Source organism: Streptacidiphilus anmyonensis (assembly GCF_000787855.1).
GTDB lineage: Bacteria > Actinomycetota > Actinomycetes > Streptomycetales > Streptomycetaceae > Streptacidiphilus > Streptacidiphilus anmyonensis.
In genome coordinates, this window is sequence record NZ_BBPQ01000011.1 from 20,318 (window position 1) to 33,626 (window position 13,309).

12 protein-coding genes and 1 riboswitch are annotated in these 13,309 nt (G+C 72.4%); of the genes, 4 read left to right on the forward strand and 8 right to left on the reverse strand.

Annotation, left to right across the window (positions count from 1 at the left end):
- Positions 1–282 precede the first annotated feature (282 nt).
- Together TR50_RS13435 and glyA are read right to left on the reverse strand one after the other, a co-directional pair.
- Entirely contained in the window at positions 283–1,575 is a 1,293-nt protein-coding gene (locus TR50_RS13435) for a hemolysin family protein (RefSeq protein WP_042420074.1), read from the reverse strand.
- 50 nt (positions 1,576–1,625) lie between these two features.
- Positions 1,626–2,879 (reverse strand): serine hydroxymethyltransferase, encoded by a 1,254-nt coding sequence (glyA, locus tag TR50_RS13440; protein ID WP_042420076.1) that lies wholly within the window; start codon positions 2,877–2,879, stop codon positions 1,626–1,628.
- A gap of 55 nt (positions 2,880–2,934) precedes the next feature.
- Positions 2,935–3,024: riboswitch (ZMP/ZTP riboswitch) on the reverse strand.
- Between the two features lie 26 nt (positions 3,025–3,050).
- On the opposite strand from glyA, the gene TR50_RS13445 reads away from it, so the two are divergent.
- Complete coding sequence (locus TR50_RS13445; RefSeq protein WP_052440969.1) at positions 3,051–3,491, forward strand: hypothetical protein; 441 nt, start codon at positions 3,051–3,053, stop codon at positions 3,489–3,491.
- On the opposite strand, the gene TR50_RS13450 is transcribed toward TR50_RS13445, so the two are convergent.
- The 3 genes from TR50_RS13450 to TR50_RS13460 all read right to left on the reverse strand — a co-directional run bounded on the left by TR50_RS13450 (position 3,488) and on the right by TR50_RS13460 (position 5,975).
- Positions 3,488–4,477, reverse strand: a complete 990-nt coding sequence (locus TR50_RS13450) for a malate dehydrogenase (RefSeq protein ID WP_042420078.1) — start codon at positions 4,475–4,477, stop codon at positions 3,488–3,490. The two genes, TR50_RS13445 and TR50_RS13450, sit on opposite strands and share 4 nt — an antisense overlap.
- Before the next feature lie 204 nt (positions 4,478–4,681).
- A complete protein-coding gene (locus tag TR50_RS13455; protein ID WP_084700236.1) occupies positions 4,682–5,098 on the reverse strand; it encodes a DUF3017 domain-containing protein in 417 nt (138 codons plus the stop codon).
- A gap of 13 nt (positions 5,099–5,111) precedes the next feature.
- Entirely contained in the window at positions 5,112–5,975 is an 864-nt protein-coding gene (locus tag TR50_RS13460; protein WP_042420080.1) for a bifunctional methylenetetrahydrofolate dehydrogenase/methenyltetrahydrofolate cyclohydrolase, read from the reverse strand.
- A 213-nt stretch (positions 5,976–6,188) separates the two neighbouring features.
- Between TR50_RS13460 and TR50_RS44125 the strand changes: the two genes are divergently transcribed.
- Positions 6,189–6,632 (forward strand): DUF2752 domain-containing protein, encoded by a 444-nt coding sequence (locus TR50_RS44125; protein ID WP_201776821.1) that lies wholly within the window; start codon positions 6,189–6,191, stop codon positions 6,630–6,632.
- A gap of 79 nt (positions 6,633–6,711) precedes the next feature.
- Positions 6,712–7,389, forward strand: coding sequence for an RDD family protein (locus TR50_RS13470; RefSeq protein WP_042420087.1), 678 nt, complete (start codon positions 6,712–6,714; stop codon positions 7,387–7,389).
- An 83-nt stretch (positions 7,390–7,472) separates the two neighbouring features.
- Here TR50_RS13470 and purH read toward each other — a convergent pair whose 3' ends face one another.
- Both purH and purN read right to left on the reverse strand, forming a co-directional pair.
- Positions 7,473–9,056 (reverse strand): bifunctional phosphoribosylaminoimidazolecarboxamide formyltransferase/IMP cyclohydrolase, encoded by a 1,584-nt coding sequence (gene purH / locus TR50_RS13475; RefSeq protein ID WP_042420089.1) that lies wholly within the window; start codon positions 9,054–9,056, stop codon positions 7,473–7,475.
- Between the two features lie 82 nt (positions 9,057–9,138).
- Positions 9,139–9,813, reverse strand: a complete 675-nt coding sequence (gene purN / locus TR50_RS13480) for a phosphoribosylglycinamide formyltransferase (protein WP_084700197.1) — start codon at positions 9,811–9,813, stop codon at positions 9,139–9,141.
- 991 nt (positions 9,814–10,804) lie between these two features.
- Here purN and TR50_RS48695 point away from each other — a divergent pair.
- The gene (locus TR50_RS48695) at positions 10,805–11,236 is read left to right on the forward strand and encodes a hypothetical protein (protein WP_052440970.1); all 432 of its coding nucleotides are present in this window, start codon (positions 10,805–10,807) and stop codon (positions 11,234–11,236) included.
- A 42-nt stretch (positions 11,237–11,278) separates the two neighbouring features.
- On the opposite strand, the gene TR50_RS42500 is transcribed toward TR50_RS48695, so the two are convergent.
- A complete protein-coding gene (locus TR50_RS42500; protein ID WP_052440971.1) occupies positions 11,279–12,949 on the reverse strand; it encodes a cell division protein PerM in 1,671 nt (556 codons plus the stop codon).
- Positions 12,950–13,309 lie beyond the last annotated feature (360 nt).

Consider the following 13,309-nt stretch of genomic DNA (forward strand, 5'->3'; position numbering starts at 1 on the left):
CCAGGGCCGGGACCGGGGCCGAAGGCCAGGGCCGGTGTCGGGGCCGGGGCCGAAGGCCAGGGCCGGGGCCGGGGCCGAAGGCCGGGGCCGGGCAACGACGGAGGGCGCCCGCGGGGAGCGGAAAATGCGCCCGGCGGCAGGCGCCTGTCCAGAGGGACCGCGGGGAGCGGACGGCGCCCGGCGCCGCGCACCGCGTGCGTCTTCACCCGCACACGGCCGGGCCGTCGACCGTCCTGGTGAGCCGTGTGCCTCCGGGGTCCGTTCCGAAGGGCGCCGGAGGCGCTACTCCGCGGGCGCCTCGGGCGGCGTGGTGACGCGGACGCGGTCGACGCGGCGGCCGTCCAGGCGGGCGACCTCCAGGAGGTAGCCGTCGGGGGTGGTGATCCGGTCCCCCTCCAGCGGCAGGCGGCCGAGTTCGGCGACCACGTAGCCCGCCACCGTCTCGTACGGTCCCTCCGGGAGTTCGACGCCCGTCTCCTCCTCGAAGTCGGAGAGGTTCAGCAGCCCGTCGACCTCGATGGAGCCGCCGGCGAGGCGTCGTGTCGTCGAGAGCTCCTGGGAGTCGTACTCGTCGCGGATCTCGCCGATGACCTCCTCGACGAGGTCCTCCAGGGTGACGATGCCGGCGGTGCCGCCGTACTCGTCGACCACGATCGCCAGGTGGTGGCCCTCGTGACGCATCTCCGACATCGACGGCAGGACACGCTTCGTCGCGGGCAGCAGCTTCACGGGGCGGGCGATGTCGCGCACCGCGCCGACGGCGTCCGCCCGGTACAGGTCGCGGACGTGGACGAAGCCGACCACGAGGTCGTAGGAGCCGTCCACGACCGGGTAGCGCGAGTGGGGATACGCGCGCACCTCGTCGCGGACCTCGGCGACCGAGCGGGAGGCGTCGAGGAAGGTGACCTCCGTGCGCGGCACCATCACCTCGCGCAGCTGGCGCTCACCCGCGGCGAAGACCTCGCCGATCAGCTGGCGTTCGTCCGAGCCCAGCTCGGTGCTGGCGGCCACCAGGCCGCGCAGCTCCTCGGAGCTGATCGCGTTGCGTCCGGCCTGCGGGTCCCCGCCGAGCAGGCGGACCATCAGGTTGGTGGAGACCGACAGCAGCCAGATCACCGGGCGCAGCACCCGGGAGATGACGTCCACCAGCGGCGCGGCCGTCAGCGCGATCGACTCCGCGCGCTGCAGGCCGATCCGCTTCGGCGTGAGCTCGCCGAGCACCAGGGAGACGTACGAGATCAGCAGCGTGAGCAGGACCAAGGCGAGGGTGTCGGCGACGCCGCTGTCCATGCCCCAGCCGACGAAGACCGGCGAGAGCTTCTTGGCGAGGGTGTCCGCGCCGAACGCCGCCGAGAGGAAGCCCATGCAGGTGACGCCGACCTGCACCGACGCGAGGAAGCGGTTGGGGTCCGAGGCCAGGTGCGCCGCCCGCGCCGCCCGCTTGGTGCCGCGCTCGGCGAGCGCGCGGATCTGACCCTCGCGCAGGGAGATCAGCGAGATCTCCGCGATGTTGAAGATCCCGCCGATCAGGATGAAGAGAAGGACCAGCCCGGCATCGCGCAACGTCTCACTCACCGGGCCAGTGTAGGGACCCCCGGGCCGTGGTCCGGCCGCCTGTCCGACGCCTACCGGACGGACAGTCCCGGTGCCGGGTAGGCGTCCATCAGCGCCTTGACGTCGGCGCGGACCTTCGCGATCGTCGCCTCGTCCCCGCTTCGGGCCGCGCCCACGACCAGGTCGATCCACTCCGCGACGGCGGCCATCTCGCTCGTCGGGATGCCGCGCGAGGTGAGCGCGGGCGTGCCGATGCGGATGCCGGACGGGTCGAAGGGCTTGCGGGTGTCGTAGGGGACGGTGTTGTAGTTCACCACGATGCCGGCGCGGTCGAGCGCCTTCGCGGCGACCTTGCCGGGGACGTCCTTGCCGGTCAGGTCGATCAGCAGCAGGTGGTTGTCGGTGCCGCCGGAGACGAGGTCGAAGCCGCGCGCGGCCAGCTGCTCGCCGAGCTGCTGCGCGTTGGCGACGACCTGGCGGGCGTAGACGCGGAAGTCCTCGCCCGACGCCTCCTTGAGCGCGACGGCGATCGCGGCGGTGGTGTGGTTGTGCGGGCCGCCCTGGAGACCGGGGAAGACGGCGCGGTCGATCGCCTTCGCGTGCTCCTCGGTGGAGAGCAGCATCGCGCCGCGCGGACCGCGCAGCGTCTTGTGCGTCGTGGTGGAGACGACGTCGGCGTGCCCGGCCGGGGAGGGGTGCGCGCCGCCCGCGATCAGGCCGGCGATGTGGGCCACGTCCGCGACCAGCACCGCGCCCACCTCGCGGGCGATCTCGGCGAAGCCGGCGAAGTCGATGGTGCGCGGCACGGCCGTGCCGCCGCAGAAGATCAGCTTGGGCCGCTCGGCGAGCGCCAGCTCGCGCACCTTGTCGAGGTCGACGCGGCCGGTCCCGCGCTCCACCCCGTACTGCACGCCGCGGAACCAGGTACCCGTCGCGGAGACGCCCCAGCCGTGCGTGAGGTGGCCGCCCATCGGCAGCGCCATGCCCATCACGGTGTCGCCGGGCTTGAGGAACGCCAGGTAGACGGCCAGGTTGGCCGGGGAGCCCGAGTAGGGCTGGACGTTGGCGTGGTCCATCGCGAACAGCGCTTTGGCGCGCTCGATCGCCAGCGTCTCGACCTGGTCGATGTGTCGCTGGCCCTCGTAGTAGCGCTTGCCCGGGTAGCCCTCGGAGTACTTGTTCTGCAGGACGGTGCCGGTGGCCTCCAGCACGGCGTGCGAGACGTAGTTCTCACTGGGGATCAGACGCAGCGTGTCGGCCTGCAACTGCTCCTCGGCGACGACCAGCGCGGCGATCTCGGGGTCGACGTGGGCGAGATGCGACATGGCAGCACTCCTCCGGGTCTCTGTCTGGCTCTACGTCCGTCGTAGTCCAGTCCGACCCGGCTGCCCAGGCGTACGGCAGTCCGGCGGTGATGCGCTCGCCGCTCCCTCGGGGTTCCTTCCCCGTGCGCCAGTCGCGGCACACGTCAGCCTACGGGACGCTAGCCTGCCGCCGTGGAGACGCTCACGGACCGAGACTTCTACCCCGAATGGCACGAGGCGCTGGTGCTGCTCAACCGGGACCTCGCGGCGACCGAGCCGGACGCCGAACCCTTCGCGCTGCTGCTGGACGAGTACGGGGTCTACGTCGGCTTCCCCTCCTGGGGCGCGCAGGGCAACCCGCTGCCGGAGCAGCCGGAGGCGGGGCTCCACGAGGTCGCGGACGCGGCGCAGGAGTCGGCCATGGAGCACCTGTGGCGCGTCTGGCCGGTCTGCCCCGAGCACGGGTTGGGCGTGCATGCGCGCACCGAGGGCGGGCAGGTGCTGTGGTGGTGCGCCGGGCGCGGCCCGGCGCAGGGCCACGGCACGCCGGTGGGAACGTTCGAGGCCCGGCGGACGATGAGCCGCCGGGCCTCGAAACGAAGGCAGGGTAAGTCGGGTGAGACCCCGTCTTAGATGAGACCCAGCTCCTTGACCGCGTCGCGCTCCTCGATGAGCTCCTGGACGGAGGCGTCGATGCGGGCGCGGGAGAACGCGTTGATGTCCAGGCCCTGGACGATCTCGAACTTGCCGTTCTTCGCGGTGACCGGGAACGAGGACATGAGGCCCTCCGGCACGCCGTAGGAGCCGTCGGAGACGACACCGGCGGAGGTCCAGTCGCCCTCGGCGGTGCCGTTGACCCAGGTGAAGACGTGGTCGATGGCGGCGTTGGCGGCCGAGGCGGCGGAGGAGGCGCCACGGGCGTCGATGATGGCGGCGCCGCGCTTGGCGACGGTCGGGATGAACTCCTCGGCCAGCCACTTCTCGTCGGCGACGGCCTCGGCGGCGTTCTTGCCGGCGACCTCGGCGTGGAAGATGTCCGGGTACTGGGTGGCGGAGTGGTTGCCCCAGATGGTCAGGCGCTTGACGTCGTCGACGCCCACGCCGAGCTTCTTGGCCAGCTGCGCGATGGCGCGGTTGTGGTCCAGGCGGGTCATCGCGGTGAAGCGGTCGGCCGGGACGTCGGGGGCGTGGTTCTGGGCGATCAGCGCGTTGGTGTTGGCCGGGTTGCCGACGACCAGGACGCGGATGTCGTCCGCGGCGTTGTCGTTGATGGCCTTGCCCTGCGGGCCGAAGATGCCGCCGTTGGCGGAGAGCAGGTCGCCGCGCTCCATGCCCGCGGTACGCGGACGGGCGCCGACCAGCAGGCCGACGTTGGCGCCGGCGAACGCGGCGTTCGGGTCGTCGAAGATGTCGATGCCCTTGAGCAGCGGGAAGGCGCAGTCGTCGAGCTCCATCGCGGTGCCCTCGGCGGCCTTGACGCCCTGCGGGATCTCCAGCAGACGCAGCTTCACCGGCACGTCCGCGCCCAGCAGGTGGCCGGAGGCGATGCGGAACAGCAGCGCGTAGCCGATCTGGCCGGCCGCGCCGGTCACGGTGACATTGACGGGGGTGCGGGTCATTTCTACCTTCTCCAGCAGTCGCCGACGCGTCTCTCGACATCGAGAGAACCAGCGTCAGGCTATCGCAACCGGACCGGACCGAGGGCGTGGCCTCGCCACGCCCTCGGGAGTCCTTCGTCACGTTTCCGCCACGGTTCTGCCGAACCGGCATCAGCCCAGTTCACAGCGGTATGACCAGGCCCGTCGGGCCGAGGGTGTGAACCCTCAGTCGCCGCCGCCGTCGCTGTGAACCATGCTCCCAAGACGCCCCATGAACGGCAGGTGGATCACCGGATCGGGGAGCGACGCGAGCGCGAGTACGACGATGACCAGGCCCAGCACGCCCATCACCACGATGTCCGTGAACCGGCTGCGCACCGCCAGCATCCCGACCTCGGGCAGGACCGCGCGCAGGACCGCGCCGATCAGGAGCCCGACACCGACCGTGACGATCCCGGCACGCCAGGCGTCCAGCGCGGTCACCAGCAGGCCCACGCCCACGACGGTCAGCACCACCACGATCGGCCACTGGCGCACCGGCACCGGCCGGTCACGTCCGGCCGCGGCCGAGCCGCCCTCGGGACGGAACGTCCCGGTGGTCTTCACAGGCGGCCGCTGCTGCGCCTTGGGCTTGCGTGCCATCTCGTCGGCACCCTCAGTCGCGGGCTGCACTGGCCTGCCGCTCCGCCGCCTCGACGACGTTCGCGAGCAGCATGGCCCGGGTCATCGGACCGACACCGCCCGGGTTCGGGGAGATCCAGCCGGCCACCTCGGCGACCTTCGGGTCCACGTCACCGGTGTACACGCCGTCGACGCGGCTGACGCCGACGTCCAGCACGGTCGCGCCGGGGCGCACGTGCTCCGGCTTGATCAGGTGCGGCACGCCCGCGGCGGAGACGATGATGTCCGCGCCGAGCAGGTGCTCGTCCAGGTTCCGGGTGCCGGTGTGGCAGAGGGTGACCGTCGCGTTCTCGCTGCGGCGGGTGAGCAGCAGGCCGATCGAGCGGCCCACGGTGATGCCGCGGCCGACGACGGTGACGTTGGCGCCGTTCAGCTCGATCCCGTGGCGGCGCAGCAGCTCGACGATGCCGTAGGGGGTGCACGGCAGCGGCGCCTCGACGCCCAGCACCAGGCGGCCCAGGCTCATCGGGTGCAGGCCGTCGGCGTCCTTGTTCGGGTCGATCAGCTCGAGCACGCGCTTCTCGTCCAGGTGCTTGGGCAGCGGCAGCTGGACGATGTAGCCGGAGCAGGCCGGGTCGGCGTTGAGCTCGCGCACGACGTCCTCGACCTGCTCCTGGGTCGCGTCGGCGGGGAGTTCGCGCTGGATGGAGGCGATGCCGACCTGGGCGCAGTCGCGGTGCTTGCCGCGCACGTAGGCGTGGCTGCCGGGGTCGTCACCGACGAGGACGGTGCCGAGGCCGGGGGTGATCCCCCGCGCCTTCAGCGCCTCGATCCTGGTGACGAGCTCGGACTTGATCGCGGCGGCGGTGGCCTTGCCATCGAGAATCTGGGCGGTCATGAAGCCATTCTCCCGGATCGCGGAAGCACTCGTGTCAGGGGTCGGGTCACAGCCCGACCGTGCATGATCGCACATGGACTGTCGGGATCCGGTTGCAAATACGCCACAACCGTGTGGTGGACCTGCGAACGAGGTGGACACGGCGGCTGGCGCTCGCAACGATGGGTGTCGGTTAAGAGCAGTAAGAAGGCAGGAACGGGGGCACGGGGGGACGTGAGCGCAGACCAGGCTTTCGCCCTGGGCAGGCGCGCCGCTTTGGAGCGCCGTTGGGCCGAGATCGCGGCCGGTCGTTACGGGGGGCCTCTTCGGGTACTGCTCCGTGGCGGCGGAGCAGCGGTCGTCGCCGTCGTGGCGGCGGAGGTCCACCGAACCCATGATCCGGGCGTGCTCTGCCCGTTGCGCCGGTTCACCGGCATCCCCTGTCCCGGCTGCGGCAGCACCACGGTCTTCATGGAGCTGGGCGCCGGTCACGTCGGCGCGGCGATCGCCGCCAACCCCGTGACCGTCCTGGTCGGTCTCGGCCTGCTGTTCGCCCCGTTGGGCGGCGGCGCTTGGTGGTGGCGGCTGCCCGCCCGGAAGAAGAACATCGTCATCTTCTCTGCGGCGGCGGTCTCCTGGCTGTGGCAATTGCACCGATACGGCTTTCTGCCCACCTGAGCGTCACTGCACTCCGATAATCTCACCGCCTGTCAGCACACCCACTTCTCACCACGCATCCCTGCCCGGAGGCACGAGCATGAGCTACCCGCCCGACCCGAACAACCCTTACGGCCAGCCGCAGCAGCCGCAGAACCCTTACGGTCAGCAGCCGCAGCAGCCGGGTTATGGCTACCCCCAGCAGCAGCCGCAGGACCAGGCGGCCTATGGCTACCCGCAGCAGCCTCCGGCGGACCCGTACGCGCAGCAGCAGGCCTACGGCTACCCGCAGCAGGGCCAGTACCCGTCCTACCCGGTCGGCCAGGACCCGTACGCGGGCTACGTGCAGAACTCGTACGCCAGCTGGGGCGCCCGCGTGGTGGCGCGCCTCATCGACACCATCGTCGTCGGGCTGATCCCGTACATCATCCTGTTCGCCGTCGACGGCCCGTCCACCACGATCAACGCGGACGGCACCATCAGCAGCAACACGGGCGCCTACGAGGCCGGGAGCTTCTTCGTCAGCATCCTGGTGCTGGTCGGCATCGGCGTGATGAAGGGCACCATGGGCCAGTCCCTGGGCCAGAAGGCCGTCAACATCCGCGGCGTGCGCGAGGCCGACGGCCAGCAGCTGCAGGTCGGTCCGGCGATCGTGCGCGAGGTCGCCCACGTCCTCGACAGCATCTGCTGCATCGGCTACCTGTGGCCGCTGTGGGACGCGAAGAAGCAGACCTTCGCCGACAAGATCATGAACACCGTGGTCGTCAAGTCCAGCTGACCTGGCGCCACCGTGACAGGGCGAAGGCTCGCCGCACCGAGGAGGAGCGGCGGGCCTTCGTCATGACATCAGGTCACTTCGCCTCAGTGGAAGAAGTGCCGCGTCCCCGTGAGGTACATGGTGACGCCGGCCGCCTTCGCGGCCTCCACCACCAGGTCGTCGCGGACCGAACCGCCCGGCTGCACCACGGCCTTGACGCCGGCCTCGGTCAGCACCTCCAGCCCGTCGGGGAAGGGGAAGAACGCGTCCGAGGCGGCGTAGGAGCCCTGCGCGCGCTCGCCCGCCCGCTGCACGGCCAGACGCGCGGAGTCGACCCGGTTGACCTGGCCCATGCCGACGCCCACCGAGGCGCCGCCCTTGGCCAGCAGGATCGCGTTCGACTTGACGGCGCGGCAGGCCCGCCAGGCGAAGGCCAGCTCGGCCAGCTCCGCCTCGGACAGCGCCTCGCCGCAGGCCAGCGTCCACGTCGACGGGTCGTCACCGGCCGCGTCGATCCGGTCGGCCTGCTGCAGCAGCATGCCGCCGGTCACCGCGCGGGTCTCCACCGCCGGCAGCGCCGGAGTGCCGCGCAGCACCCGGATGTTCTTCTTCTGCGCCAGCACCTCGACCGCGCCCGGCTCGTAGTCCGGGGCGAAGACGACCTCGGTGAAGATCGGCGCGATCTGCTCGGCCAGCGCGACCGTGACCGGTCGGTTCACAGCGATGACGCCGCCGAACGCCGAGACCGGGTCGCACTCGTGCGCCTTGCGGTGCGCCTCGGCGACGTCCGCGCCGATCGCGATGCCGCACGGGTTGGCGTGCTTGATGATGGCCACGCACGGCTCGGACTGGTCGTACGCGGCACGGATCGCGGCGTCCGTGTCGGCGTAGTTGTTGTACGACATCTCCTTGCCGTGCAGCTGCTCGGCCGCGGCGATGCCCTTCCCGCTGCCGTCCACGTAGAGCGCGGCGGCCTGGTGCGGGTTCTCGCCGTAGCGCAGCACGTTCTCGCGCTCGTAGGTGGAGCCCAGGAACTGCGGGAAACGCTCCTCGTCGGTCGGCGCGTACCCGTCGGCGAACCAGGAGGCCACGGCAACGTCGTAGGCCGCGGTGTGCGCGAACGCCTCACCGGCCAGACGCTTGCGGGCGGCCAGGTCGAAACCGCCGTCGGCAACGGCCTTCAGCACGTCCGCGTACCGCGCCGGCGAGGTGACCACCGCGACGGACGGGTGGTTCTTCGCCGCCGCGCGGACCATGGACGGGCCGCCGATGTCGATCTGCTCGACGCACTCGTCCGGGGTCGCGCCCGAGGCCACGGTCGCGGCGAACGGGTAGAGGTTGACGACGACGAGGTCGAACGGCGCGACGCCCAGCTCCTCCAGCTGCGCGCGGTGCGACTCCAGGCGCAGGTCGGCCAGGATGCCCGCGTGCACGCGCGGGTGCAGGGTCTTCACGCGACCGTCGAGGCACTCGGGGAAGCCGGTCAGTTCCTCGACCGGAGTGACCGGCACGCCCGCGCCGGCGATCTTCGCCGCGGTCGAGCCGGTGGAGACCAGCTCGACGCCGGCCGCGTGCAGGCCCTGGGCCAGCTCCGTCAGGCCGGTCTTGTCGTAGACGCTGACGAGCGCCCGACGGATGGGACGAATGTTCTCGGAGGTGGGCTGCGGCTGGTTGCTGCCTGAGCTCATTACCGAATCCTTCTGCAATGCCCCGGCGAGATGACCACCCCGCCGGCGCGGTTGATGTGTTGTCCCGTGGGTCGGCGTCCGGTCACCCGACCGACGCCGGGATCAGCACCCGGCGTCCGTCGACCCGGTGGCCCTCGCGGGCCATCCGTCCCACGGCGTCGACGAGCAGTTTCCGCTCGACGTTCTTGATGCGCTTGTGGAGCGCCTCGCCCTCGTCCTGGTAGTCCGAGTCGGCGACCTCGACCACGCCCTGGGCGATGATCGGTCCGGTGTCCACGCCCTCGTCCACCAGGTGCACGGTGCAGCCGGTCACCTTGACCCCGTACGCGAGCGCGTCGCGCACGCCGTGCGCACCGGGGAAGGCGGGGAGGAGGGCGGGGTGGGTGTTGACGATGCGGCCCTCGAAGCGGCGCATGAACGTCGCCCCGAGGATCTTCATGAAGCCGGCCGAGACCACCAGGTCCGGCTCGTACCCGACGGTGGCGTCGGTCAGCGCGACGTCCCAGTCGGTGCGCTCGGGGTAGTCCTTCACCCGGTGCACGAAGGTGGGGATGCCCGCCTTCTCGGCCCGCTCCAGCCCCGCGATGCCGTCACGGTCCGCTCCGACGGCGACGATCGTCGCGCCGTAGGCCGGATCGGCGGCCGCGTCGATGAGCGCCTGGAGATTGGTGCCGGAACCGGAGACCAGGACCACGAGTCGGGCCGGCGCCGCGGGTGCGACGAAGTCCAGCGGTGCACTTCCGGGCGCAAGAGCCACAGCTCGGTCCTTCGGGTCGGGCCCTCCGCCGTCCGGTGCCGCGCTGCGTTGCGCTGCCGTCACGCGTCGTGCACGCGTCGCGCCGCCGGGCCGTGCGTCGAGCTCATTCGGTGGCCGACGCGGGGTGTCATCCTGTGACCGGCATCCGCATCCGCCGAAGGCTGCCCGCGGCTGTCCCGCGGACCGGACGGGAACCTCGGGGGCGCGCCGTCCGTCAGCAACTTTACCGGCACGCTCGCACGACCCGCGCCGAAGCCCCGCGCCGAGGCCCCGGGACCGGTCCGTTCCGACGACCGACGATCATCCTGGGGTCGCACGCCACGGGGCCCCGCCAAGTGAGAGGGTGTCCCTGCGGGACTACGACGGGAGCGGTCCGCAGACGGGTCCGCAGACGAGAGGTACGCGCGCGGTGCACACACCGCGTACGGGCAGGCGATCAGGAGTTACGGCGAAGACCATGGGCCACAGCGGCGACACCACCAAGACCGGCGCCCCGGCGCGGGATCCCTTCGCCCCTCCGCCCGAGGGCGCGCCGGACCGTCCCTGGCAACCGCGCGGTCCGGTCACCCACGCCGCCGGCCTGCACGAGACCAACGGTGCAGGCGGTTCCGGTGGGGCTGGTGGGTCGAGCGGCTCTCGTGGGTCGGGCGGGTCCGGTGGGTCGGGCGGGTCCGGTGGGCCTGGTGGGCCGAGTGGCTCCGGTGGGTTCGGCAGGCCGGGCTTCGGGTCGGCCGCCGGGCCCGGGGACGCGCGGCCAGGATCCGGGTCCGGGTCCGGGCAGGGCCCCGATGCGGGAGACGGCACGCCGCCGTCCCGGCCGGAAGGCAACACCCCGGCCCCAGGTGCCGACGGCGCGCCCGGCACGCCGCCGCGTGGCCGCGCCCAGGTCCCGCCGCCGCACCCGTGGAGCCCCGGCTACCAGGGCCAGCAGCCGCCACTGCCCCGCTTCCCCTACCCGCCGCCCGGTCCGCGCTACGACCCCAACGACCCGGTGCTGCGCCGCTCCCGGCTCGCCCTGCTCAGCGGCATCTGGGGCTTCTTCTTCATGGTCCTCGGCGTCCCCTACCTCACCCTGCTACTGGGTGCGCTCGCGCTCTACTGGGGCGTCAGCGCGCTGCGCGGCGAGGTGAAGCCGTCGTCCTCGGCCAAGACCGCCGCCCTCTCCGGGGCCGCGCCGATGCCGCAGAGCTCCCCGTACTACCCCGCGCCCTCGACCCGCCCGCAGGTCCCGGCCGCCCTCGGCGGCCTCGTCGCGGGCGCGGTCAGCCTGGCGCTCGTCGGCGCGGTCTTCGGCGTGCAGCTGTACTACAAGAGCTACTACGACTGCCAGGCGAACGCCCTGACCAAGACCTCCTACGACGCCTGCGCGACCTCGGTCTCCCCGCGCCCGCCGGCGTGGCTCACGCAGCTCAACGGCAGCTGAGACGTCCGACATCGCTGCCCTCACTGAGGCGTGACCGAGGCGTCACTGGGTGGCCGACGCGGAGCTCCACGGCTCCGGCTCCTGCGTTGTGCCGGGGTCGGGTTCCGGCGTTGTGCCACGGTCGGGCTCGGGTTCTTGCTCCGGCTCCTGCCCAGGCCCGGGCCGGGGCTCGGGCTGCACCTCGGAGACGGCGACGGGGCCGGCAGCCGAGCCGGTCCTGGCGGACTCCGTGTCGGCGAGACCCCGGTCGGGCTCCTCGTCCGGGAAACCCCAGTCGACCCCGTCGATCACCGCCGCGAGCGCTGCCGACACCGGCGACACCTTGCGCACGCCGGTATCGGCAGGGGAGGCATCGGCGGCCGGGGCGCCGGTGTCAGGACGGTGTGACGTCTTCGGAGTCGTCCGCCGACGGTGAATCCAGCTCAGCAGGAAGGCGGTCGGCAGGGCGACGGCGAAGGTCCAGCCGAACGCTGCCAGCGCGGTCCAGCCGACCGGTGGGCCGACCTGCGCCAGCACACCGTCACCCAGCGTCCCGCCCGCCCACTGGGCCGCGGCGCCCGCCAGCAGTCCGGTGCAGGCGGACGCCCCGAGGACGACCAGCGCCAAGGCCGCCCAGCCGCGCCTCGTCCCGACCTGGGCACGCCCCACCGACGCTGCGAACTCAGCAGCCTCCGTGCTCCCTCTTGCCTCTCCCGCCTCTCCCGCCTCTTCTGCCTTTCCTACCTCTCCCATCTCTTCCGTCTCCCTGGCGACGTCCCGCGTGAGGGCCCAGCCGACCACCGCGCCCGAGGCCGACGGCACCACGAGTGCGGCGATGCCGAAGACCGACCGTCCCGGTGTCGGCGTGTCCGCGAGCAGCGGCAGCGCCAGCGGTGCCAACGGTTGCGAGCCGAACGCGGCGGCATGCCCGCCCAACGTGAACCCGGTGCCGAGGGCGTAGGCCCCGGACCAGATCGCGGCGTTCGGCACGAGTACGACGCAGACCAGCATCAGCGACAGCCGTCCCGCCAGGTCCGGCGCGAGCAACTGCGCGGACGTCCCCGCCGCCCCGAGGTGCACCAGGATCGAGACCGCCAGCACCGCCGCGCCGCCGCCCAGCAGGGCGAACGCTCCCGCGAGCCCCGCCCGCAGCGCCTCGTCCCGCTGCGGCGCGAGCGTGCGCGCCCGCTCCAGGCGCCGGGCCAACGCTCCGTCCGGCGCGAACACCGGCCAGACCCCTAGCCACTCCCCGCGCGCCCGCACCGAGCGCCAGGCGGCGGCGAGGCCCCACTCGCCCGTACTCCGGCGGGCCCCCGCCATCGCGGCGAGCAAGGCGAGCAGCCCCACCCAGAGCAGATCCGGCACCGGCTCCGTCCGTGGTTCGCTCCCCAACCCGAGCAATGCGGCGGGAACCGCGACCCCGAGGTAGCCGAGCACCACGTCCCTGCGCCGCCCGGTCCGGGCCGCGGCCTGGTGCACCAGCCCCGCCACGAGCGCCGTCACCAGCAACGGAGCGACACCGAGCACGGCGTGCCCCGCCGTCCCGTCCCAGCGCAGCGGCCCCCCATGCCCGAGCAGCCACAGCGCCGCCGCGAGCCGCGGAACGGCCGTCAGATCGCCGTCGGCGTACGGCGTCGCCACCCACAGCAGCAGCACGGGCACGGCCACGATGCCCCACCCCGCGAAAGCCGCGCCGGCACCGGCGAGGAGAGCGGTTCGGTCGAAGAGCGCCATGGTCAAGAGTCGACACGTGACACGCCCGATCTGTCGTAAAACATGCAGTTGTCACTCTTTGCTCCAACAATTCATATATGCGACCGAGCCTCCACGTGGCCTCAACGCCCCCTGCGGGGCTCACATGACACCGCCTCAGGACTCCCCGAATCCCTCACGCGCCCGCACGAAACGCCAAGCCCAGGCCGCCCGTCGCGCGGCCCGCTCCCGCGCCGGCGCCCCATCGACCACGACACCGTCTGCCTCCGCGCCGCAGGCGCCGACCCCGAGCACCTCCGACGGGGCGTCAGCCAAGCGCCGTCCCGCAGCCGACGCCACCACGTCGGCCCGGCCCACCCAGACCCCCCGGCCCGCCCGGAT

Bases quoted from the DNA above. Each gene is read 5' to 3' on its own strand.
- purH (WP_042420089.1), bottom strand. From the start codon at position 9,056: ATGAGCTCAGGCAGCAACCAGCCGCAGCCCACCTCCGAGAACATTCGT.
- TR50_RS42500 (WP_052440971.1), bottom strand. From the start codon at position 12,949: ATGGCGCTCTTCGACCGAACCGCTCTCCTCGCCGGTGCCGGCGCGGCT.
- TR50_RS13455 (WP_084700236.1), bottom strand. From the start codon at position 5,098: ATGGCACGCAAGCCCAAGGCGCAGCAGCGGCCGCCTGTGAAGACCACC.
- TR50_RS13450 (WP_042420078.1), bottom strand. From the start codon at position 4,477: ATGACCCGCACCCCCGTCAATGTCACCGTGACCGGCGCGGCCGGCCAG.
- glyA (WP_042420076.1), bottom strand. From the start codon at position 2,879: ATGTCGCATCTCGCCCACGTCGACCCCGAGATCGCCGCGCTGGTCGTC.
- TR50_RS13460 (WP_042420080.1), bottom strand. From the start codon at position 5,975: ATGACCGCCCAGATTCTCGATGGCAAGGCCACCGCCGCCGCGATCAAG.
- TR50_RS13470 (WP_042420087.1), top strand. From the start codon at position 6,712: ATGAGCTACCCGCCCGACCCGAACAACCCTTACGGCCAGCCGCAGCAG.